The following is a 21,402-nucleotide window of genomic DNA, read 5'->3' on the forward strand; positions in this document are numbered from 1 at the left end:
CGGCATTGGCGGCTGAACCAACCCTGCTGGAGGCCGTCGAGAAGGCTGGTCCGGCGCCTGATTGGCCCGCACCGCAAGGGTTCGCGGCCTCGCCGAACGTTAGCCCCTTTGCGCGCTTCCTGCCGTCCTTCGATCTGGCCCCGGCACGCGCTGTCGCCGGGTTGATCGGCGCGGCGCCGCTTCCCGCCTTGCCATTGCGTGGCCACAGTGCCGGTTGATGCTGGGCGAAAGCTTAACCCAGACATGCTGTTCTGCTTGGCAAGGGGGGACGCTCTCCCTATGTTAGGCCCAAGTTTCCTCTCATGATGCTGTCCGCTCGCGGACGCCAACGGGACAATTGATGAATCCGAACTATCGCAACCTCGCGCTCTGGGCGATCATAGCGGTCCTGCTCATCGCCCTCTTCAATCTGTTCCAGACACCGCAGACGCGCGGGGCTTCGAGCGATGTGCCTTATTCGCAGTTCCTGCAGGATGTCGCGGCCGGCCGGGTCAAGACGGTGACCATCGCGGGCGCTCGCATCACCGGCACCTACACCGACAATTCCAGTGGCTTCCAGACCTATTCGCCCGGCGATCCCCAGCTGGTCTCGCGGCTGCAGGACAAGAACGTCACCATCAATGCGCGGCCCGAGACCGACGGTTCCAATTCGCTGTTCGGCTACCTGATCTCGTGGCTGCCGATGATCCTCATCCTCGGCGTGTGGATATTCTTCATGCGCCAGATGCAGTCAGGCTCCGGGCGCGCCATGGGCTTCGGCAAGTCGAAGGCCAAGCTCCTGACCGAGGCGCATGGCCGCGTCACCTTCCAGGACGTCGCCGGCGTCGACGAGGCCAAGGAAGATCTCGAAGAGATCGTCGAGTTCCTGCGCGATCCGCAGAAATTCCAGCGCCTCGGCGGCAAGATTCCGCGCGGCGTGCTGCTGGTCGGCCCTCCCGGCACCGGCAAGACGCTGCTTGCCCGCTCGGTCGCCGGTGAAGCCAACGTGCCGTTCTTCACCATTTCGGGCTCGGACTTCGTCGAGATGTTCGTCGGCGTCGGCGCCAGCCGCGTCCGCGACATGTTCGACCAAGCCAAGAAGAATGCGCCCTGCATCATCTTCATCGACGAAATCGACGCCGTTGGCCGCCATCGCGGCGCCGGCCTCGGCGGCGGCAATGACGAGCGCGAGCAGACGCTGAACCAGCTGCTGGTCGAGATGGACGGCTTCGAGTCCAACGAAAGCATCATCCTGATCGCCGCCACCAACCGCCCTGACGTGCTCGATCCGGCATTGCTGCGTCCAGGCCGTTTCGACCGCCAGGTGGTGGTGCCGAACCCCGACATCGTCGGCCGCGAGAAGATCCTCAAGGTGCATGTGCGCAACGTGCCGCTGGCGCCCAACGTCGACCTCAAGGTCGTCGCTCGTGGTACGCCCGGCTTCTCCGGCGCCGACCTGATGAACCTGGTCAACGAATCCGCGCTGATGGCGGCGCGGCGCAACAAGCGCCTCGTCACCATGGCCGAGTTCGAGGACGCCAAGGACAAGATCATGATGGGCGCCGAGCGCCGCTCGTCGGCCATGACCCAGGCCGAGAAGGAGCTGACCGCCTATCACGAGGCCGGCCACGCCATCCTGGCGCTCAACGTGCCGTCGGCCGATCCGCTGCACAAGGCGACCATCATCCCGCGGGGCCGCGCGCTCGGCATGGTCATGCAGTTGCCGGAAGGCGACCGCTACTCCATGAGCTACAAATACATGATCTCGCGCCTCGCCATCATGATGGGCGGCCGCGTCGCCGAGGAGTTCAAGTTCGGCAAGGAGAACATCACGTCCGGTGCTTCCTCCGACATCGAGCAGGCGACCAAGCTGGCGCGCGCCATGGTCACGCGCTGGGGCTTCTCCGACAAGCTCGGTCATGTCGCCTATGGCGACAACCAGGAGGAAGTGTTCCTCGGCCATTCGGTGGCGCGTACGCAGAACATCTCGGAAGAGACCGCGCAGATCATCGACGGCGAGGTGCGCCGCCTGATCGACGAAGCCTATTCCACGGCTAAATCCATCCTGACCAAGAAGAAGAAGGAATGGATCGCTCTGGCGCAGGGCCTGCTCGAATACGAGACGCTGTCCGGCGAGGAGATCAAGCAGTTGATCGCCGGGCAGAAGCCCTCGCGCGATCTCGGTGACGACACGCCGCCGAGCCGTGGCTCGGCCGTGCCGAAGTCCGGCCGCCGCAAGAAGGGCCCCGAGCCCGAAGGCGGCATGGAGCCGCAGCCGTCCAGCTGAGCTTAGCTTCCTGGTTCTAAGAAAAACGCCGCGGCTTCAAACCGCGGCATTTTTTTATTCGGTGCTGGTCACGAAGCGTGCGGCGCAGGCACATCTGCCTTGCCGGGGCGCCTTTCAGTCCGCACCGCATGTTGCTTGCCCCATCTAGCGAGCGGGATCAGGGCATTGTCCAACTCGATGCCGAAGTCGGTGATGGAATATTCGACCCTGGGCGGCACTTCGGGGAAGACCTGGCGATGGACGATGCCGTCCGCCGCCATTTCGCGCAGCTGCTGGATCAGCATTTTTTCGCTGATGTCGGGCACCAGGCGCTTCAGCTCGCCGAATCGCGCTGGCGCTTTGTGTATCTGCCAGAGCAGCAACGCTTTCCATTTGCCGCCGATCACCTCGAGTGCGGGTCCAAGTCCGCAACTATCTGGCTGTTTCTTTCCCATGTTTCATCCAATTCTGAGCAATCGGTGGGTGGCTTACATTTTTGTCGGTACTTGAGAAAAACCAAGTCGGCCCATAGCTTCGGACCAGATCGCAAACACCGGCGAGCACCACAACACCATATCGGTATCCCGCTTCGGCCTGCAAAGGCCGTCGAGGGCAGGATTTTGTCAAAAGGATGCATCATGACACGATACGCAAACAGCAAAGCCGTGGTGATCGGCGGAACCCACGGCATGGGGCTCGCTGTCGCCGAGGCATTGGTCGAGGGCGGCGCCGAGGTGGTGGTCACCGGCCGTGACGAACGCAACATCGATGCCGCACGGACAGGCTGTTTTCGCGCGCCCATGTGCTGCGGTCCGACATCGGCGACATGGCCGCTATCGTTACACTCGGCGCGGAGGTCGGGCAGAAGCTCGGCCAGATCGATTTCCTGCACGTCAATGCCGGGATCGCCTATCTGGAGCCGGTGCCGCAGGTGACCGAAGACAGCTACGACCGCATCTTCAACATCAATACCAAGGGGCCTTCTTCACCGTTCAGCGGCTCTTGCCCCTCATCAGGGATGGCGGCGCCATCGTCTTCACCTCGTCCGTCGCCGACGAATCCGGCACCGGCGGCATGAGCGTCTATTCCGGGTCGAAGGCAGCACTTCGCGCCTTCGCCAAGGTGCTGGCCGCCGAACTGCTGCCGCGCCGGATCCGCGTGAATGTGGTCAGCCCCGGCTTCATCGACACACCGACAATGGGTGTGGCCAGCGCTTCCGCCGAGGAGCGCGCGGCCTTCATCAGGATAGGCGACGAGGTCACGCCGATGAAGCGTCACGGCACGATCGAGGAGGTGGCGCGTGCGGTGCTGTTCCTGGCTTTCGACGCAACCTTCACCACGGGTGCCCGGCTGGCCGTGGATGGCGGCCTTGGCCAGGATCTGAGTCCTCTGCCGGCGTGACCGGCGAAGCGAACAAAGGAAAAGCAGGATGAGCGATATTGCTGTAATCGGCCTCGGCGCCATGGGCACGGCGCTCGCCGAAGCCTTTCTTGAGAAGGGGCACGCGGTGACGGTGTGGAACCGCTCAGCGGCAAAGTCGGAGCTCGTCGCGGCCAAGGGCGCCATAGTGGCCAGGAATGTCGAGGAGGCGGTCAGGTCGAGCCCGCTGATCGTGGCATGCCTTCTGGTCTACGACACTGTCCATGAGGTGCTCGGTCCCGCAGGGGACGCGCTTTCGGGCCGCACATTGGTCAATCTCACCAACGGCACACCCGAACAGGCGCGAGCGATGTCCGTCTGGGTCGCCCAATGCGGTGCCGACTATATCGACGGCGGCATCATGGCGGTACCGCCGATGATCGGCGGGCAGAATGCCTTGATATTCTACAGTGGCTCCAAGCAAGCGTTCGACGGTCATGCAGGTCGGCTCGATGCGCTCGGCACCAGCAAGTATCTTGGCGAGGATGCCGGTCTCGCGCCACTCTACGACATCTCGCTCCTGGCCGGCATGTACGGGCTGTTCGCCGGTGTCCTGCAGGCATTGGCATTGACGGGCAAGGCTGGAATCTCCGCCGGCGAATTCATGCCGCTGCTGACATCGTGGCTTCAGGCGATGCAAGGCGGATTGCCGAAATGGGCGCAACAGATTGACAGTGGCGACCACACCGCCAATGTCGTTTCCAATCTGGGCATGCAGGCAGATGCCTATGTCAATCTGGTCGATGCCAGCAAAGCGGCTGATGTCAGCACTGAACTCGTCTTGCCGATGCAAAATCTTATGCGACGCGGTGTGGCGGCTGGCATGGCCAACGCCGATCTTTCAAGTCTGGTCGGGCTCCTCTCCAAGCAAGGGAGTTGAGCTTGGTCACTGCCGAGCAAAAAAGCCCGCGAACCTTGCGGCTCGCGGGCTTTGTTTTTTCAGATGCGGTCGATCAGCTCTTCAGCTTGGCATTGCAGAGGCTGTAGAAGCCGCCGCCCTTCTGGATCCACTTCAGGCCGCCAAGCGTGTTGGCGTCCTTGTTGGCGTAGTACTGTTCGAGGCAGGTGTGCATGCGGCCCTTGGCCGGGGTCTCGCTGGCGAATTTCGGCGAGATGGCGGTCGGGAAAGTCACGCCCTTCGGCGCCACAGCAGTCGGCTTTGCTGGTTCCTTGGTGTAGGTCGCCTCGCTCGGAGCCGGCACGGTATCATCGTCAGAGGCGCTGGCGCCGCATTCGCTCTTGCGGAAGTCGTTCCACTTCATGCCGTTCAGCGTATTCGCCGTCTTGGCAGCCTGATATTTGGTGCTGCATTCGGCCATGCTGAGGCCCTTGCCAGCAGCGGCGGCCGGGGCGGTCGTGGTCGCAGCCTTGGTGGTCGCCGGCTTGGTGGTGTCAGCGGCGGCGGATGCGCCAGCGGCGCATTCGGTTTTGCGGAAGTCGTTCCACTTCATGCCGTTCAGCGTGCCGGCGGCCTTGGCCGCCTGGTACTTGGTGCTGCATTCCTTGGCGGTCAGGCCCTTGGCCGTGCTGTCGGCGGCCGCAGCGGCAGCCTTGGTGGTCTTGGCCGGCTTGGTTTCGGCCGGCTTGGTTTCAGCAGCCTTGGTTTCAGCAGCCTTGGTCGTGGCCGCCTTGGTGTCGGTGGTGGCCGCGGCGTCGGTGCCGCACTGTGCCTTGCGGAACTGGTTCCAGGTCGCCCCGGCAAGTGTCCCCGCGTCCTTGGCGGCGTTATACTTCGTGCTGCATTCGGCCATCGTCAGCGCGTTGGCTGGCGCGGCCAGGAACAACGTCGCGACCGCAAGGCCTGTCAGAGTAGCAATTCGGTGGATGAGCATAGCGTTTCTCCGTGGCTGCAGCCCATTATACGTCCCAGCGAATCAATAACGCTCAACGGTCGGTTGCGCCAGATGCCAAGTGGCGTATATATCGCCGAAAATCGCGTTCTGACGACAAGGTGATGAAATCATTTGACCTGACGGCCGCCGAAGCAAGAATTCTCGGGGTGCATCCGCGCCGAATGGCTCGCAAAACTGGTATATTGTGACGCAACCGCGTCTCCATGCTAAGCTGCCGCCATGTTGTGTGCAGTGCACAACAATGATTTTCTAAGGATTGGTAACATATAATCACACAATGTGATCGAGGCACGGCGGCCAATTGTGGCATGACGTGCCGGCTAAGGACAATCGAGGGTACCGGTTAGCATGGCAGGGAATTACTTCGGCACGGATGGCATTCGCGGGCGCGCCAACAAGTTTCCGATGACCGCCGAAATCGCTATGCGAGTTGGCATGGCCGCCGGTCTTTCGTTCCAGCGCGGCAGCCATCGCCATCGTGTCGTGCTCGGCAAGGACACCAGGCTTTCCGGCTATATGATCGAGAACGCGATGGTGGCCGGCCTTTGCGCCGCCGGCATGGACGTGTTCCTGCTCGGCCCGATCCCGACGCCGGCGGTGGCCATGCTGGTGCGTTCGCTGCGTGCCGACATCGGCGTCATGATCTCGGCCTCGCACAATCCCTATTACGACAACGGCATCAAGCTGTTCGGGCCTGACGGCTACAAGCTCTCCGACGAGATCGAAGAACGCATCGAGAGCATGCTCGACAAGGATATCGAACTGGCGCTCGCCGATTCCGACGGGCTTGGCCGCGCCAAGCGCGTCGACGGCGTGCATGACCGCTACATCGAGTTCGCCAAGCGCACCTTGCCACGCTCGATGTCGCTTTCGGGCCTCAGGATCGTCGTCGACTGCGCCAATGGCGCTGCCTACAAGGTGGCGCCCGAGGCGCTGTGGGAACTTGGCGCAGAGGTCGTGGCCATCAATGTCGAACCCAACGGCTTCAACATCAACAGGGAATGCGGCTCGACCCATCCGGCCGGGCTGCAGAAGAAGGTGCATGAAGTGCGCGCCGACATCGGCATCGCGCTCGATGGCGATGCCGACCGCGTCGTCATCGTCGATGAGAACGGGGCCATCGTCGACGGCGACCAGATCATGGCGCTGATCGCCGAGTCATGGCACCAGAGCGGGCGGCTGGCCGGCGGCGGCGTCGTTTCGACGATCATGTCCAATCTCGGCCTCGAACGCTTTCTCGGCGACATGAAGCTGCAATTGCACCGCACCAAGGTCGGCGACCGCTATGTCGTGGAGCATATGCGCGCGCATGGGCTCAATGTCGGCGGCGAGCAGTCGGGCCACATCGTGCTGTCCGACTTTTCGACCACGGGCGACGGTCTGGTCTCGGCGCTGCAGGTGCTGGCCTGCATCAAGCGGCAGGGCCGCCCGGTCAGCGAACTGTCGAAGAAGTTCGAGCCGGTGCCGCAACTGTTGAAGAACGTTCGCATCGCCGGCGGCAAGCCGCTGGAGGAAGCCCCGGTCAAGGCCGCGATCGAAGACGCCCGCCACCGTCTCGGCAAGGCCGGGCGGCTGGTCATCCGTCCATCCGGGACCGAGCCGCTGATCCGTGTCATGGCCGAGGGCGACGATCCGCAGCTGGTCGAGGCCGTGGTCAACGACATCGTCGGGGTGATCTCGGAAACCCGCAGCGCCGCCTGATCGCCGCCCAGGGGAAGGCGTCGCGCGCCGCCTTGGTTGCATCGAAGCTCGCCCCTCCGGCGGGCTTTTTGTTGGCCACAACTGGTCTCCTTCTGTCGAAATCATCGCCGAATCGCTGGAACTTTAGAGGTTCGTGGTTAATCGACAGGGTTAAACGCCTTTTAACCTTTGCAATTCATTATCCACGCCTGAAAGCCAATCTCATTCGGACACGATCGCCGTTCCGAGGTTTCTAGGGGTGACAAGCATGTTCAATACAGCAAGAAAGGCCCTGTTCGCGCTGCTGTTCGCGGGTTTGGCCTGGCCGGTGTTCGCAGCCGACCTGCCGGAGCCACAGGTCGAAGAGGCACCGCCACCGGTCTACGAGCAGCCGGTGGACGTCGGCGGCTGGTATATCCGCGGCGACATCGACTATCACAAGTCGAAGGTGGGCGACATCGACTACATCACCTATGGGGCCGCCCCTTGCCCCTGCGGACCTCCTGTCGGTGTCGCCGGCAGCAAGACTTTCGACTATGGCAAGCTCAAGGGCGGCTTCTCGCTCGGCGGCGGCGTCGGCTACAAGATCAACGAACACTTCCGCACCGACCTGACCGCCGACTACTGGTTCAAATCGAATTTCAATGGCGGAACCTCGGATCTCACCTCGACCTCGACCGAAGTGTCGAAGATGAGCGCCTTGCTGCTGCTGGCCAATGCCTATGTGGATATCGGCACCTGGCACGGGATCACGCCCTATGTCGGCGCCGGCATCGGCGGTGCGCGCATCAAGTGGGATACCGTCCACGATCCGAACACCACCGAGACCAATCCTGGCGCGTCCAACTGGCGTTTCGCCTACGCGGTCATGGCCGGTGCTTCCTACTGCCTGACCGACAAGATCATCCTCGATGCTGGCTACCGCTTCTCCCATATCCAGGGCGGCCGCATGTTCGAATACGACACGAGCAGCGCCGGGCCCGGCTTCGACCATGGCTTCAACACCCACGAAGTGCGGGGTGGCCTGCGCTACCAGTTCGGCGGCAACAACGGTTGCGCCGCACCGGTGGTGGCCTACCAGCCCGAACCCGAGCCGATCTACACCAAGTAAGACTTGCACGACCTGATATATGCGAACCGCCCGGCCCAGCCGGGCGGTTTTCGTTTGGGCTGTCGCCAGGGAAGTACTTCAGACTTCGCATCGAAATAGATCCAAGCGGCACACTTCAGACCTTTGCTTTCCTGCATGCCGGCTTCGCCAAAGTCAGGCCATTTTGGGCGACATGCATGAGCGAAATCAATTCGCTAACTCTCTGTTAGCCTTAACCGTGACTTAACCACTATGGTTAACAATGCTTCCTGAAACGATGGTGCCGTCACCTATGCGACGCGCCGAATTCGGGAGCCGGGGACCATGATATCAATATCGCGTATGGGGCTGGCGCTTGCCGCATTCCTGTTGCCGCTGACGCCTGCAATAGCCGCCGACTACGATCCACCGATCTATGTCGACCAGGCACCCGACTATGTGCCGGTCGAAGTCGGCTCGGGCTGGTACCTGCGCGGCGATGTCGGCTATGCGTTCAGCCACCCATTCGGCCACGAGGAGGTCTCGAGCGGGCCCCTGAACAGCTTTACGTCCGAGAGCAGCCTTTTTACAGGCAGCGTCGGCATGGGCTATCACGTCAACGACTATCTTCGGGTGGAGCTGAATGGCGGGATTCTGCCGACCAATAAATTCGCCGATCATCAGAAACTTGCCACCACTTGCAAAGGCACGACGCTCGTAGATGACGGTTTCGGAACCATCAATTCCGCGCCCGCATCGCAGTTGTGCGACCAGATCGACAACGGCAGCAACAAAGCCTACAGCCTGATGGCCAATGGCTATGTCGATCTCGGCACTTATGTCGGGATCACTCCTTATATCGGCGGCGGTATCGGCCTTGCGTACAACAAATATTACAAGAGCATCGGCGCCAAGGATTGTGTGGAAACACCGGTAAATTCCGCCGGAACGGGCGGGTTTTTCTGCAATGACCCCGCAGGGTATGATGGCCAAACCGATACGGCCGCCAAATTCAACTTCGCTTACTCGATCGGCGCCGGGCTGTCTTATCAGGTTACGAAGAACGTTTCCGTCGATCTTGGCTATGAGTATTTCTCGGTGCCGGACGGCAAATATGTCGCCTATGACAATGGCGCCTTCAACATTCACAAGGGCATAGACTACCAGACGGTCAAGCTCGGGCTGCGCTACGACCTCTGGTAAGGCCTGGGAAAGACCGGGACTTTGGCGGCGGATCCCTGAGGTCCGCCGTTTGCGTTTGGATCCCGAAATCCTGATCGCAGACATTTCTTGTTTGATTACATGTCGCTGTCCGCCGCGCACTTTTGGGCGATATGCGTCTGGTATCCCGGCAGCGACAAAAACTTTCCTCTTGACGCCCGAGGCCTGAACGCATATCGCCGTCCGTGGGCCACCCCTCCCCAACGAGGGGCCACTATCTGGAAGGATAGACCACGATGACGACGCATGCGAAGCCCGGACTCCGTCCGGCAAATCCCAATTTTTCCTCAGGTCCCTGCGCAAAACGTCCCGGCTGGTCGGTCGAGGCGCTGAAATCCGCCGCGCTCGGCCGTTCCCACCGCGCCAAAATCGGCAAGACCAAGCTCGAGCAGGCGATCGCGTTGACGCGCGAGATTCTCAAGGTCCCGGCCGACTACCGCATCGGCATCGTGCCGGCCTCCGACACAGGTGCCGTCGAAATGGCGCTGTGGTCACTGCTCGGCGAGCGCGGCGTCGACATGGTCGCCTGGGAAAGCTTCGGCTCCGGCTGGGTCACCGACGTGGTCAAGCAGCTGAAACTCGCCGATGTCCGCAAGATCGAAGCCGGCTATGGCGCACTGCCGGATCTGAGCAGGATCGATTTCGATCGCGATGTGGTCTTCACCTGGAACGGCACGACCTCGGGTGTGCGCGTGCCGGACGGAGGCTTCATTCCCGCCGATCGCAAGGGCCTGACCATCTGCGACGCTACTTCCGCAGCCTTCGCGCAAAGGCTCGATTTCGAGAAACTCGATGTCGTGACCTTCTCCTGGCAGAAGGTGCTGGGCGGCGAGGGCGCGCATGGCATGCTGATCCTGTCGCCGCGTGCCGTCGCGCGGCTGGAGAGCTACAAGCCTTCATGGCCGTTGCCGAAAATCTTCCGCCTGACCTCGGGCGGCAAACTGATCGAGGGCATCTTCAAGGGCGAAACCATCAACACGCCGTCGATGCTCTGCGTCGAGGACTATCTCGACGCGTTGAACTGGGCGAAGTCGATCGGCGGCCTCGATGCGCTGATTGCCAGGGCGGATGCCAATGCCGCCGTGCTCGACCGTTTCGTGGAAAGCTCATCCTGGCTCGGCCATCTCGCCGTCGCGCCGGCGACCCGCTCGAACACATCGGTCTGCCTGTCCTTCAGCGACCCGGATGTCGCGGCGCTCGACGCTGATGGGCAGGCGGCGTTCGCAAAGGGGCTTGTCTCGATGCTCGACAAGGAAGGCGTCGCCTACGACATCGGTTCCTATCGCGATGCCCCGCCGGGATTGCGCATCTGGTGCGGCGCAACCGTCGAGGCCTCCGATCTCGAAGCGCTGATGCCCTGGCTCGATTGGGCCTTTGCCAGCCAGAAGGCGTCGCTGAAAGCGGCTGCCTGAAACTCTCCGTGGCGGCCCGAGGGCCGCCCATTCCCGGATCAATCCCATTTTCAAGGAGGCCGCCATGGCGCCCCGCGTTCTCGTCTCTGACAAACTCTCTCCCACGGCCGTGCAGATCTTCAAGGATCGCGGCGTCGAGGTCGACTATCTGCCCGATCTCGGCAAGGACAAGGAAAAGCTGCTCGAAGTGATCGGCCGCTATGACGGCCTCGCCATCCGCTCGGCGACCAAGGTCACCGAGAAGCTGATCAACGCCGCCACCAATCTCAAGGTCATCGGTCGTGCCGGCATCGGCGTCGACAATGTCGATATCCCGGCGGCAAGCCGCAAGGGTGTCATCGTGATGAACACGCCCTTCGGCAATTCGATCACGACGGCCGAACACGCCGTGGCGATGATCTTCGCGCTCGCCCGCCAGATCCCGGAAGCCAACGCTTCGACCCATGCGGGCAAATGGGAGAAGAACCGCTTCATGGGCGTCGAGATCACCGGCAAGACGCTGGGCATCATCGGCTGCGGCAACATCGGTTCGATCGTCGCCACACGCGGCGTTGGGCTAAAGATGCATGTCATCGCCTTCGACCCTTTCCTGTCGGACAAGCGCGCCGAGGAGCTCGGCGTCGACAAGGTGGAACTGGACGAACTCTTCGCCCGCGCCGACTTCATCACCCTGCACACGCCGCTGACCGACAAGACCCGCAACATCATCGATGCGGCAGCCATCGCCAAGATGAAGAATGGCGTGCGCATCATCAACTGCGCCCGTGGCGGGCTGGTGGTCGAGGCCGACCTGGTCGCGGCGCTGAAGAGCGGCAAGGTGGCGGGCGCCGGCATCGACGTGTTCGAGGTCGAGCCAGCGGAGCAGAATGCGCTGTTCGGCATGGAGAACGTGGTGGCAACACCACACCTTGGCGCCTCGACGGCGGAAGCGCAGGAGAATGTCGCACTGCAGGTCGCCGAGCAGATGGCCGACTACCTGATCAAGGGCGCGGTCTCCAACGCCATCAACATGCCCTCGATCACGGCGGAAGAGGCGCCGCGGCTGAAGCCGTTCGTCAAGCTCGCCGAAGTGCTCGGCGCCTTTGTCGGACAGGTCACCGAGGATCCGATCAGCGAGGTCGAGATATTGTTCGACGGCTCGACCGCGACGATGAACACCCGCGCGCTGATCAGTGCCGCCCTTGCCGGACTGATCCGGCCGCAGGTCGCCGACGTCAACATGGTCTCGGCGCCGATCATGGTAAAGGAGCGTGGCATCATCGTCGCCGAGGTCAAGCGCGACAAGTCGGGCGTCTTCGACGGCTATATCAAGCTCACCGTCAAGACCGAGCACAGGACCCGCTCGATCGCCGGCACCTGCTTCTCCGACGGCAAGCCGCGCTTCATTCAGATCAAGGGCATCAATCTCGACGCCGAGGTCGGCCAGCACATGCTCTATACGACCAATGCCGACGCACCAGGCATCATCGGGCTGCTCGGCACGGTGTGCGGCGAGAATGGCGTCAACATCGCTAACTTCCAGCTTGGGCGCAACCGACCCGGCGGCGACGCCATCGCGCTGCTCTATCTCGACGCGCCGTTCCCGGAAAAAGTGCTGGAGCAGGTGCGAGGCCACATGTCGATCGACTCGGCAAAGCGGCTCCAGTTCGACGTGGGCGGGATCTAGCTCTCCGCACCTCCCCAGGTGACAAGCACACGACGCCCCGTTTGCCGGCATGCACGCGGGGCGTTTCCATGACCGCTGGAACCACCCGGCGGATGCGCCGTTGCCGACGATGGCATGATTTGGAAGCCTCTAGTCAGCGGTTCAATGTTTGATGGAATCGCCGAACCGCTTCAACTCTTTACATGGCAATACCTAGGGAAAGTGCTACGCGCGCTTCCTGGAATTGCTCTGGCCAGAAGCCATCTTGCGCCCGCTGTGTTCGGCGAGCCCGATGCCGCCCAGAACGAGAACCAATGCCAGCGCCTGATAGAGCTGAAAGGTCTCGCCAACGATCAGCACCGAAAGCAGTGTGCCGAAGATCGGCACCAGATTGATGAACAGGCCAGCGCGGTTGGCGCCGATGAGCTCGTTGCCCCTGATATATGTTATCTGCGAGATCACCGAAGCGCCGATCGCCGTGTAGACGATGACAGCCCAGCCGCGCGTATCGGGCACGATCACCTTGCCGGCGGCGGCTTCCCACAGGAAGAAGGGCAGCGAGGTGATGAGCGCGGCGAACGACATGGCCAGCATCAGGCTCTGCCAGCGCATCGCCGGCTTCAGCCGCAACCCGACCGAATAGCCGCTGTAGAGAACGACCGCGACCAGCATGATGGCGTCTCCGAAATTGAGTTCCAGCGTCAGCAGCCGGCGGGGATCGCCATGACAGGCCGTCAGGATGACGCCGAAGATGGTCAGCGTCACGCCGGCGATCTGCGCCCAGTTCACGCGCAGGCGGAAGAAAACGAAATTGGCTGTCATGATCAGGATCGGCATCGCCGCCTGTTCGATCGAGACATTGATCGCCGTGGTGTAATTCAGCGCGGTGTAGAAGATGGTGTTGAACAGGGTGAAGCCGCTGGCGCCCAGCGCCGCCAGCACGAACCAGTGCCTGCGCACAACATGCCAATCCTCCTGGATCGTGCGCCAGCCGATCGGCAGCAGGATCGCCACGGCCAGCATCCAGCGCAGGAAGACCAGCGTCATCGGCGAGACGTGGTCGACCGCCAGCTTGCCGGCCACCGAATTGCCGCCCCACAGCAAGGTGGTGAGCAGCAGGAATATGTAGGCGCTTCGATGCATCGCGTGCTTCCGGCCGCGGGATGGGCCGCGGTGTTTGCCGGCCTATTGCCCCCACCAGCCCAAGTAAATGATGTCAAAGCCGGAAATTGTTGTGCCTCAGCGCATTTTTGGCGGCAAAGAAAGGTCGCACTCGCGAGGTCTTGACGCTATAGAGGCCTGTCGTTTCGAACCATATCCAAGCCGCGCGGCGGCGTCTCAAGGGAAAGAAACATGGCCAATGTGGTGGTCGTCGGCTCGCAATGGGGCGACGAAGGGAAGGGCAAAATCGTCGACTGGCTGTCGGAGCGTGCCGATGTCGTGGTGCGTTTCCAGGGCGGCCACAATGCCGGTCATACGCTGGTCGTCGACGGCAAGGTCTACAAGCTGTCGCTGCTGCCTTCGGGCGTCGTGCGGGAAGGCAAGCTGTCCATCATCGGCAATGGCGTGGTCTTTGATCCGCATGCTTTCGTCGCCGAAGTGGAGAAGCTCAAGGCGCAGGGCGTGGAGGTGACGCCGGATCGCCTGAAAATAGCCGAAAACACGGCGCTTATCCTGTCCGTACACCGGGAACTGGACGGATTCCGCGAGGATGCCGCTTCGAATTCCGGAACGAAGATTGGCACGACCCGACGCGGTATCGGCCCCGCCTACGAGGACAAGGTGGGCCGGCGCGCGGTTCGGGTGATGGATCTGGCGGATTTGGAAACTTTGCCCCTGAAGGTCGACAGGCTGCTGACGCACCACAATGCGCTGCGTCGCGGGCTCGGCCATGCCGAAGTCACGCATGACGCGATCATGCAGGAATTGACCTCGGTCGCGAACAGCATCCTGCCTTATATGGATCGCGTCTGGAAGGTGCTCGACGACAAGCGCCGCGCCGGCGAGCGCATCCTGTTCGAGGGCGCGCAAGGCACGCTGCTCGACATCGACCACGGCACCTATCCGTTCGTCACCTCGTCCAACACCGTCGCCGGCCAGGCCGCAGCCGGCTCCGGCGTCGGCCCGGGCGCCATCGGCTACGTGCTCGGCATCACCAAGGCCTACACGACGCGCGTCGGCGAAGGTCCGTTCCCGACCGAGCAGAAGAACGAGGTCGGCGAGTTCCTCGGCACGCGCGGCCATGAATTCGGTGTCGTCACCGGGCGCAAGCGCCGCTGCGGCTGGTTCGACGCGGTGCTGGTGCGCCAGGCGGTCGCCGTCAACGGCATCAAAGGCATCGCGCTGACCAAGCTCGACGTGCTCGACGGGCTGGACGAGATCAAGGTCTGTACCGGCTACAGGCTCGACGGCGAGACGATCGACTATCTGCCGGCAAGCCAGGGCGCGCAGGCCCGCGTCGAACCCATCTACGAGACGCTGGAAGGCTGGAAAGGCACCACCGCTGGCGCACGCAGCTGGAACGATCTTCCGGCCCAGGCCGTCAAATATGTCCGATACATAGAGGAGTTGATCGGCGCGCCGGTCGCGCTCCTCTCCACCAGCCCGGAACGGGACGACACGATACTTGTGACCGATCCGTTTCAAGACTAGTTTCTGAAGCCTTTCCGGGCATCGCGGCTGATTTGCGGGGGCCGGCGCGGAGGCAAAATACAGGTCGACTGAAGCATGGCAGATTTCGTTGCTGTTCTGAAAAACGCGTTCGAGAAGCACGGCGACGAGACGCCCGAGAAGCGTACGCGCATCTATAACAGCGTTCGCGCCATGCTGGCGAAGAAGCTTGCGGAATATTCGCCGCCCCTGGCTCCCGAGGCCATCGACAAACAGAAACGCTCGCTGGACGACGCCATTGCCGGCGTCGAGCGTGAGTACGTCAAAAGCGTTCCGGAGACGGATCCGCTCGCGGAACTGGAACACATCTTTTCCTCCATCGACCGTAACAAGAACCAGTCGAGCCACGTCAAGCAGCCAGTCAAGGCCGAACCGGTTCCCGCTTCCTCTCCGTATCGGCCCGCCCCTGCCGCGGCCAGCCCGGAGCCGTACAAACCGGCGCAGCCCGTCGCGAATCCCGAGCCCTACCGGCCTGCTCCAGCCGCCAAATCCGAGCCAGGCTGGCAAAGGCCGACGCCGGTGCAGCCCGCTCCGGACTTTTCGGAAAAGACCTTGCCGGGGATGGACGCGAATCGGGACGACGACCAGGACGATGTCTTTGCCGAGGACGAAGCGTCGGCGGGCGCCGACACTTTCGAGCGTTCGCGCCCGGCTGAACGCAAGCGCAGCTATGGCGGGTTGATCGCCGCCGTCGTCGCATTGCTGGTCGTTGCCGGCGGCGGTTACGGCATCTGGCTGAACAAGGATGCCTTCGGCAAGATGCTGGGCATGGACGGCAGCAAGGTTGTTGCCAAGACCGAACCGGTGAAAACGACGCCGGCCAAGCCGGCAACCGATGCCGCGGCCGCGCCACCGGCGCCCGCGACAGGCGCCGAAGGCACGAAGTTCACGCAGCGGCTGACGCCTGAAGGCGGCGAAACCGATCCCGGCCCGGCGGGTGGGCAGAGCGGCATAGGCGAGGGCGAATCCGTCGCCGCGCTGACGACGCCGCCAACGGCAACGAATGCGCCGGCCACGGCAGCGCCGGCGGTTCCCGCGCCGGCTGCCAATACGCCGGCTGCCGGTACGCCCGCGGCAGGCGCGCCAGCCGCGACCACGCCCGCAGCGGGCACCCCGCCCGCGACACCACCCGCCAATGGAACCGCGCCCGCGGTCCCGGCCGATGCCGCCGCCACGCCGCCCCCCGCGCCGGCAGGCGCAACGCCGCCCGCACCGGCAGGCGCGACGCCGGCGGCACCGGCCGCGGCTGCTGCGCAGACCGCGGTTCCGGTCGGCCAGAAGGCGATTTTCTATGAGGAGCGCACCAGCACCGCGCAGGGTTCGGCCGAGCCCGGCAGCATCGTCTGGTCGCTGGTGCAGGAATCGCCCGGCGGCGACCTGCCGCCCGAGCCGGCGATCCGTGCCGAGGCGACCATTCCGGGCAAGGACATCCAGCTGCGCATGACCATCCGTCGCAACACCGACCAGACCCTGCCGGCCAGCCATATCATCGAGATGATCTTCCTGACGCCCGACGGCTTCGAGGGCGGCGGCGTCGACAACATATTGCGCGTCGCCATGAAGAGCTCCGAACAGGATGCCGGCAGCCCGCTGATCGGCATCCCGGCCAAGATCGCCGACGGCTTCTTCCTCGTCGCGCTCAACGACACCAAGGCCGACGAAGACGCCAACATGACTCTCTTGCGCGGCCAGGACTGGATCGACGTGCCGGTGGTCTACAAGACCGGACGGCGGGCATTGCTGACCATGGAAAAGGGCATTCCCGGCGAGAAGGTGTTCGACGAGGCGATCAAGGCCTGGCAGGCCAAGACGGCGGGTTGAGTTCAGGTCCGTCTCGGCTCAGAAGCCTTGGAACAGCATGTCGAGCGCAGCAACGATCTCGTCATGATGCTTCGTCAGGTTCAGCCGACTTTCGCCCAGTTCGCTTGCCGGAACGGTAGCAATCAGGTGTGTCGCCATAACCAGCTTCCGGCCGTTGATGTCGAAGATCGGATGAAGCTTTCGCATCGGTGGCGGCACCGTTGCGACCGGCAGTAGCGGGATGACTACCCGGGTTTTGAAATTGTCGAGCAGGTCGGATTGAACGTCGAGCAAATAATTGCCTTCGACACGCCCGGCGAAGACATCATAGCGGGGCATCAGAACTGCCGGTGCTCTTCCAACGGTATGCCGTTTTTGTCGATGTAGTCGTTCCACGCATCTATCGTGGGACGGTTCTCAAGCTTCCACAGCCTCGTCTTTTCGGCCGCGACCGCTTCCGCGATCCCGGCCTCCGCAGCGCGCGAGACATTCACATCAAGCCCCTTGGCTTCCCTCATGAGGTTCGAGTCGATCGACAGATTTGCTGGCTGACGGACCGCATTCAAAGCAATCTTACGCATGGTAGCCTCCGCAACATGCGCATAATATATGCGCATTCCGATATGGAGGCAATAAAATCAAGCTGCCCCGACCGCAGGCGGACCTACCCTTCCATCTCTTCCCGCAGCATTTCAAGCTCCAGCCATTCTTCCTCGAGCGCCGCCAACGTGGCGCGCTCCTTGTCGAGAGCGGCGATCGTCTTCTGGAACGAGGCCGGGTCGCGCTCGTAATAGGCCGGATCGGCGATGTTGTTTTCCAACCGCGAGATCGATGCGGTCACCGCCTCGATCTTCTTTGGTAGGGCCTCCAAGGCGAACTTCTGCTTGAACGACAGTTTCTTCGCCGGCCCTTTCGGCGCCGCCGGCTCGCTCCTGCCCGGCGTGGGCACATCGCCGGCTTCCGCCTTGGGACGCGCTTTTCGGTCGTCCAGCCTGGTGCCGCCGCGTTGCGCCAGCATGTCGGAATAGCCGCCAGCATATTCGACCCAGCGGCCGCTGCCGTCCGGCGCGATGATGCTGGTGACGGTACGGTCGAGGAAATCGCGGTCGTGGCTGACCAGGATGACGGTGCCGGCAAAACCGGCAACCAGTTCCTGCAGCAGTTCCAGTGTCTCCATGTCGAGATCGTTGGTCGGCTCATCGAGCACCAGTAGGTTCGCCGGCCGTGCCAGCACGCGCGCCAGGATCAGCCGCGCCCGCTCGCCACCGGAAAGCTCACGCACAGGGGTGCGGGCCTGTTCCGGCTTGAACAGGAAATCCTTCATGTAGGAGACGACATGGCGCTGCTCGCCATTGATGACCAGGTTCTCGCCGCGCCCGTCGGTGAGATATTGCGCCAGCGTCTCCTGCGGGTCGACGGCCTCACGCTTCTGGTCGAGTGTGGCGATTTCCAGATTGGTGCCGAGCCGCACCGATCCTGCGTCCGGCGCCAACTCGCCGGTCAGCATCTTCAGGAGTGTCGTCTTGCCGGCGCCGTTCGGCCCGACAAGACCGACGCGGTCGCCGCGCTGGATGCGGGTCGAGAACCCCTTGACCACGGTGAGATCACCAAAGCTTTTCTCGATGTTCTTGGCTTCGATCACCAGCTTGCCGGATTCGGCGGCGTCGCTTGCCACCATGGTCGCGGATCCTTCGGCGCCGCGATGGCCGCGAAAGCGCTGGCGCATGGTCTGTAGTTCGCCCAATCGGCGCATGTTGCGCTTGCGCCGCGCCGTCACGCCATAGCGCAGCCAGTGCTCCTCGCGCACGATCTGGCGGCCGAGCTTGTGCTGTTCGCGCTCTTCCTCTTCCAGCACCAGGTCGCGCCATTCCTCGAAATGGCCAAAGCCCTTGTCCAGCCTGCGGGTCTGGCCACGGTCGAGCCAGACGGTGGCGCGCGACACGCGTTCAAGGAAGCGGCGGTCATGCGAAATGACGATGAGCGCCGAGGAAGTCCGGACGAGCTCCTCTTCCAGCCATTCGATGACAGACAAATCGAGATGGTTCGTCGGCTCATCAAGTAGCAGGATGCCGGGCTCTGGCGCCATGACACGGACAAGCGCGGCGCGCCTGGCCTCGCCGCCGGACAGGTCGCCTGGCCGTTCCTCGCCCGACAGGCCGAGATGCTCCATCAGATAGCTGGCGCGGTAGGGATCGTCGGCCGGCCCGAGCCCGGCTTCGACATAGGCCCGCACATTGGCGAAGCCGTCCATGTCTGGCATTTGCGGCAGATAGCGCACTGTCGCGGAAGGCTGGCGGAACACCTCGCCGTCCTGCGGCTCGACCAGGCCGGCGGCGATTTTGAGCAGCGTCGACTTGCCGGACCCGTTGCGGCCGACCAGCGCGATCTTGTCGCCGGCCGAAACGGTCAAGGCGGCGCCGTCGAGCAGCGGCGTGCCGCCAAAAGTCAGTTTTATCCCGTCGAGATTGAGAAGAGGCGGGGCCATGTCAGCTTTCAGGCAATGGATAGGGATGGGCGAGCAGCAGGGCTCGGCCATGGCGAAGCGCGATGTCGAGGCGGCCCTTGACCTCGTTGGAAATGGTTAACGACGAACCGAAGGCCACCTCGACCTTGTCGAGCGGCCATTTGGCGCCGGTGACGGTCAGGCCGGAGAGTTCGGAGAAGCCAAGGATCGAAAACAGCGTGCCGTCGGCATAATCGAAGCTGGCCCTGCCGAGCAGCAAGGGGACAGCCTCCTGGGCACCGCTGGTCAGAAGCACATCCGTTCCGGCTTCGGCCAACCGCAGACCAAGCGCCAGGTGCAGGAAGGCGTGGTCGGCGCGCTTGCCGCCGAAGGCGCCCGCCAGCACAAGGCGCGTCGCCCCGCGTTCAAGGGCTGCCGCGATCGCCAGTTCGCCGTCGGTCTTGTCCTTTTCCGCCGGGAAGGTTTGCCGCGGCACCGCGGCCAGGTGGGCGGGCAGATCGGGCGGCACGGAATCGAAATCACCGACCCACAGTTCCGGCACAAGGCCCAGCATCCGCGCATGGCCGATGCCGGCGTCGGCGGCGATGACGCGCGAGCCTTCGACCTGGCGGTCAAGCCGGGGCGTGCGGATGAGATCGCCGCCAAGCAGGATGGTGAATGTGCTCATATCCCGTCGCCCTTACCAGCCCGGCACGGGAAACGGAAGGCGGCAAACTCCCACTTGCGTGTCCCATCGGTCGGGCTTATGTGTCGAAACGCTCTAACGGGGTGCCGGACGCGACTTTCGCGGGCCGGCTGAGAGGCAGTCTCGCCAACCCGCTGAACCTGATCCGGTTTGTACCGGCGGAGGGATTAGACGTTTCGGACAATCCGACGCCTCAATTCCTTTCAACGCAAACGAAGGAGGCGCCGATGCGCACGCTTTTATATTCCCTCATCGCGGCCACGGTAGTGACCCTGTCCGGGCCGGCTTTGGCCAAGGACAAGCTCACCGTCTACACCTATGAGAGCTTCACCGCCGACTGGGGTCCAGGCCCGGTGGTGAAGAAGGAATTCGAGGCCGAATGTGGCTGCGATGTCGAGTTCGTCTCGGTCGCCGATGGCGTGGCGCTGCTCAACCGCGTCAAGCTGGAAGGCGCTTCGACCAAGGCCGATATCGTGCTCGGCCTCGACACCAATCTCACCGCCGATGCCAAGGCGTCGGGCCTGTTCGCGCCGCACGGCGCGGTGAGCGATGTCAATGTGCCGGGCGGCTGGAGCGACGATACTTTCGTCCCCTTCGACTATGGCTATTTCGCTGTCGTCTACGATACCGAAAAGCTGAAGACGCCGCCGAAAAGCCTGAAGGACCTGGTCGAGGGCAGTGCCAATGACAAGATCGTCATTCAGGATCCGCGCACGTCGACGCCCGGTCTCGGCCTGCTGTTGTGGGTGAAGTCGGTCTATGGCGACAAGGCGCCGGAAGCCTGGGCCAAGCTCAAGGCCAAGGTGCTGACCGTGACGCCGGGCTGGAGCGAGGCCTATGGCCTGTTCACCAAGGGCGAGGCGCCGATGGTGCTGTCCTACACCACCTCGCCGGCCTACCACATGGTCGCCGAGAACACCGAGCGCTACCAGGCGGCATCCTTTGAAGAGGGCGAGTATCTGCAGATCGAGGTCGCCGGCATCACCACGACAGGCGCCAAGAACCCGCTGGCGGCCAAGTTCATGGCTTTCATGACCGGGCCGAAATTCCAGGACGCCATCCCGGAGACCAACTGGATGTTCCCGGCCGGCAAGACCGACAAGCCGCTCAACCCTGCCTTCGACAAACTGGTCAAGCCGACCAAGACCTTGCTGTTCAGCCCCGAGGAAGTCGCGGCCAACCGCAAGGCCTGGGTGGACGAATGGCTGGCGGTGATGAGCAAGTAGGCTTTGTGGGCTA

At 63.0% G+C, this 21,402-nt stretch carries 17 protein-coding genes, 2 pseudogenes and 1 riboswitch; of the genes and pseudogenes, 12 read left to right on the plus strand and 7 right to left on the minus strand.

Annotation, left to right across the window (positions count from 1 at the left end; all coding sequences use genetic code 11):
- Together O7A61_RS17445 and ftsH are read left to right on the plus strand one after the other, a co-directional pair.
- Nucleotides 1-218, plus strand: a pseudogene (locus tag O7A61_RS17445) (tRNA lysidine(34) synthetase TilS); the annotation flags it as partial.
- Nucleotides 219-340: 122 nt separating this feature from the next.
- Nucleotides 341-2,266, plus strand: a complete 1,926-nt coding sequence (gene ftsH / locus O7A61_RS17450) for an ATP-dependent zinc metalloprotease FtsH (RefSeq protein ID WP_027141803.1) — start codon at nucleotides 341-343, stop codon at nucleotides 2,264-2,266.
- Between the two features lie 68 nt (nucleotides 2,267-2,334).
- On the opposite strand, the gene O7A61_RS17455 is transcribed toward ftsH, so the two are convergent.
- Nucleotides 2,335-2,700 (minus strand): winged helix-turn-helix transcriptional regulator, encoded by a 366-nt coding sequence (locus tag O7A61_RS17455; RefSeq protein WP_337130860.1) that lies wholly within the window; start codon nucleotides 2,698-2,700, stop codon nucleotides 2,335-2,337.
- 183 nt (nucleotides 2,701-2,883) lie between these two features.
- Between O7A61_RS17455 and O7A61_RS17460 the strand changes: the two are divergent.
- Nucleotides 2,884-3,646 (plus strand): annotated as a pseudogene (locus O7A61_RS17460) (SDR family oxidoreductase).
- A 28-nt stretch (nucleotides 3,647-3,674) separates the two neighbouring features.
- Nucleotides 3,675-4,544 (plus strand): NAD(P)-dependent oxidoreductase, encoded by an 870-nt coding sequence (locus O7A61_RS17465; protein WP_337130861.1) that lies wholly within the window; start codon nucleotides 3,675-3,677, stop codon nucleotides 4,542-4,544.
- A 73-nt stretch (nucleotides 4,545-4,617) separates the two neighbouring features.
- Here O7A61_RS17465 and O7A61_RS17470 read toward each other — a convergent pair whose 3' ends face one another.
- The gene (locus O7A61_RS17470) at nucleotides 4,618-5,496 is read right to left on the minus strand and encodes a hypothetical protein (protein ID WP_337130862.1); all 879 of its coding nucleotides are present in this window, start codon (nucleotides 5,494-5,496) and stop codon (nucleotides 4,618-4,620) included.
- A gap of 369 nt (nucleotides 5,497-5,865) precedes the next feature.
- Between O7A61_RS17470 and glmM the strand changes: the two genes are divergently transcribed.
- The 5 genes from glmM (at nucleotide 5,866) to serA (ending at nucleotide 12,565) form a co-directional block, all read left to right on the plus strand.
- Nucleotides 5,866-7,218 carry a phosphoglucosamine mutase gene (glmM, locus tag O7A61_RS17475; RefSeq protein ID WP_027141808.1) on the plus strand — a complete coding sequence of 451 codons (1,353 nt, stop codon included), beginning with the start codon at nucleotides 5,866-5,868 and terminating at the stop codon, nucleotides 7,216-7,218.
- Between the two features lie 247 nt (nucleotides 7,219-7,465).
- Nucleotides 7,466-8,308 (plus strand): outer membrane protein, encoded by an 843-nt coding sequence (locus tag O7A61_RS17480; RefSeq protein ID WP_027141809.1) that lies wholly within the window; start codon nucleotides 7,466-7,468, stop codon nucleotides 8,306-8,308.
- Between the two features lie 303 nt (nucleotides 8,309-8,611).
- Nucleotides 8,612-9,469, plus strand: a complete 858-nt coding sequence (locus tag O7A61_RS17485; protein ID WP_337130863.1) for an outer membrane protein — start codon at nucleotides 8,612-8,614, stop codon at nucleotides 9,467-9,469.
- 254 nt (nucleotides 9,470-9,723) lie between these two features.
- Nucleotides 9,724-10,899, plus strand: coding sequence for a phosphoserine transaminase (locus O7A61_RS17490; RefSeq protein WP_337130864.1), 1,176 nt, complete (start codon nucleotides 9,724-9,726; stop codon nucleotides 10,897-10,899).
- Nucleotides 10,900-10,963: 64 nt separating this feature from the next.
- Nucleotides 10,964-12,565, plus strand: coding sequence for a phosphoglycerate dehydrogenase (gene serA, locus O7A61_RS17495; protein WP_337130865.1), 1,602 nt, complete (start codon nucleotides 10,964-10,966; stop codon nucleotides 12,563-12,565).
- Between the two features lie 204 nt (nucleotides 12,566-12,769).
- On the opposite strand, the gene O7A61_RS17500 is transcribed toward serA, so the two are convergent.
- Nucleotides 12,770-13,687, minus strand: coding sequence for a DMT family transporter (locus O7A61_RS17500; protein ID WP_337130866.1), 918 nt, complete (start codon nucleotides 13,685-13,687; stop codon nucleotides 12,770-12,772).
- Nucleotides 13,688-13,897: 210 nt separating this feature from the next.
- Here O7A61_RS17500 and O7A61_RS17505 point away from each other — a divergent pair, with 210 nt between their 5' ends.
- A complete protein-coding gene (locus tag O7A61_RS17505) occupies nucleotides 13,898-15,196 on the plus strand; it encodes an adenylosuccinate synthase (RefSeq protein WP_027141814.1) in 1,299 nt (432 codons plus the stop codon).
- A 75-nt stretch (nucleotides 15,197-15,271) separates the two neighbouring features.
- Complete coding sequence (locus O7A61_RS17510; protein WP_337130867.1) at nucleotides 15,272-17,035, plus strand: hypothetical protein; 1,764 nt, start codon at nucleotides 15,272-15,274, stop codon at nucleotides 17,033-17,035.
- Nucleotides 17,036-17,053: 18 nt separating this feature from the next.
- Here O7A61_RS17510 and O7A61_RS17515 read toward each other — a convergent pair whose 3' ends face one another.
- The 4 genes from O7A61_RS17515 to O7A61_RS17530 all read right to left on the minus strand — a co-directional run bounded on the left by O7A61_RS17515 (nucleotide 17,054) and on the right by O7A61_RS17530 (nucleotide 20,145).
- Complete coding sequence (locus O7A61_RS17515) at nucleotides 17,054-17,353, minus strand: CcdB family protein (protein ID WP_027141816.1); 300 nt, start codon at nucleotides 17,351-17,353, stop codon at nucleotides 17,054-17,056.
- A complete protein-coding gene (locus tag O7A61_RS17520; RefSeq protein ID WP_027141817.1) occupies nucleotides 17,353-17,595 on the minus strand; it encodes a type II toxin-antitoxin system CcdA family antitoxin in 243 nt (80 codons plus the stop codon). Before O7A61_RS17520 ends, O7A61_RS17515 begins: the two co-directional genes overlap by 1 nt.
- Before the next feature lie 83 nt (nucleotides 17,596-17,678).
- The gene (locus O7A61_RS17525) at nucleotides 17,679-19,499 is read right to left on the minus strand and encodes an ABC-F family ATP-binding cassette domain-containing protein (RefSeq protein ID WP_337130868.1); all 1,821 of its coding nucleotides are present in this window, start codon (nucleotides 19,497-19,499) and stop codon (nucleotides 17,679-17,681) included.
- Nucleotide 19,500: 1 nt separating this feature from the next.
- Nucleotides 19,501-20,145 (minus strand): thiamine diphosphokinase, encoded by a 645-nt coding sequence (locus O7A61_RS17530; RefSeq protein ID WP_337130869.1) that lies wholly within the window; start codon nucleotides 20,143-20,145, stop codon nucleotides 19,501-19,503.
- Nucleotides 20,146-20,232: 87 nt separating this feature from the next.
- Nucleotides 20,233-20,347, plus strand: a riboswitch (TPP riboswitch).
- Nucleotides 20,348-20,390: 43 nt separating this feature from the next.
- Between O7A61_RS17530 and thiB the strand changes: the two genes are divergently transcribed.
- Nucleotides 20,391-21,389: a thiamine ABC transporter substrate binding subunit gene (gene thiB / locus O7A61_RS17535; protein WP_337105697.1), complete on the plus strand. Its 999-nt coding sequence runs from the start codon at nucleotides 20,391-20,393 to the stop codon at nucleotides 21,387-21,389.
- Nucleotides 21,390-21,402: the final 13 nt, after the last annotated feature.

Source organism: Mesorhizobium sp. Cs1321R2N1, assembly GCF_037179725.1.
Classification (GTDB): domain Bacteria; phylum Pseudomonadota; class Alphaproteobacteria; order Rhizobiales; family Rhizobiaceae; genus Mesorhizobium; species Mesorhizobium salmacidum.

What these genes read in the sequence shown, in the direction of transcription:
- O7A61_RS17465 (WP_337130861.1), top strand. Translation starts at nt 3,675, where the DNA reads ATGAGCGATATTGCTGTAATCGGCCTCGGCGCCATGGGCACGGCGCTC.
- O7A61_RS17485 (WP_337130863.1), top strand. Translation starts at nt 8,612, where the DNA reads ATGATATCAATATCGCGTATGGGGCTGGCGCTTGCCGCATTCCTGTTG.
- O7A61_RS17500 (WP_337130866.1), bottom strand. Translation starts at nt 13,687, where the DNA reads ATGCATCGAAGCGCCTACATATTCCTGCTGCTCACCACCTTGCTGTGG.
- O7A61_RS17520 (WP_027141817.1), bottom strand. Translation starts at nt 17,595, where the DNA reads ATGCGTAAGATTGCTTTGAATGCGGTCCGTCAGCCAGCAAATCTGTCG.
- serA (WP_337130865.1), top strand. Translation starts at nt 10,964, where the DNA reads ATGGCGCCCCGCGTTCTCGTCTCTGACAAACTCTCTCCCACGGCCGTG.
- ftsH (WP_027141803.1), top strand. Translation starts at nt 341, where the DNA reads ATGAATCCGAACTATCGCAACCTCGCGCTCTGGGCGATCATAGCGGTC.
- O7A61_RS17525 (WP_337130868.1), bottom strand. Translation starts at nt 19,499, where the DNA reads ATGGCCCCGCCTCTTCTCAATCTCGACGGGATAAAACTGACTTTTGGC.
- O7A61_RS17490 (WP_337130864.1), top strand. Translation starts at nt 9,724, where the DNA reads ATGACGACGCATGCGAAGCCCGGACTCCGTCCGGCAAATCCCAATTTT.
- glmM (WP_027141808.1), top strand. Translation starts at nt 5,866, where the DNA reads ATGGCAGGGAATTACTTCGGCACGGATGGCATTCGCGGGCGCGCCAAC.
- O7A61_RS17515 (WP_027141816.1), bottom strand. Translation starts at nt 17,353, where the DNA reads ATGCCCCGCTATGATGTCTTCGCCGGGCGTGTCGAAGGCAATTATTTG.
- O7A61_RS17480 (WP_027141809.1), top strand. Translation starts at nt 7,466, where the DNA reads ATGTTCAATACAGCAAGAAAGGCCCTGTTCGCGCTGCTGTTCGCGGGT.
- O7A61_RS17505 (WP_027141814.1), top strand. Translation starts at nt 13,898, where the DNA reads ATGGCCAATGTGGTGGTCGTCGGCTCGCAATGGGGCGACGAAGGGAAG.
- O7A61_RS17455 (WP_337130860.1), bottom strand. Translation starts at nt 2,700, where the DNA reads ATGGGAAAGAAACAGCCAGATAGTTGCGGACTTGGACCCGCACTCGAG.
- thiB (WP_337105697.1), top strand. Translation starts at nt 20,391, where the DNA reads ATGCGCACGCTTTTATATTCCCTCATCGCGGCCACGGTAGTGACCCTG.
- O7A61_RS17530 (WP_337130869.1), bottom strand. Translation starts at nt 20,145, where the DNA reads ATGAGCACATTCACCATCCTGCTTGGCGGCGATCTCATCCGCACGCCC.
- O7A61_RS17510 (WP_337130867.1), top strand. Translation starts at nt 15,272, where the DNA reads ATGGCAGATTTCGTTGCTGTTCTGAAAAACGCGTTCGAGAAGCACGGC.
- O7A61_RS17470 (WP_337130862.1), bottom strand. Translation starts at nt 5,496, where the DNA reads ATGCTCATCCACCGAATTGCTACTCTGACAGGCCTTGCGGTCGCGACG.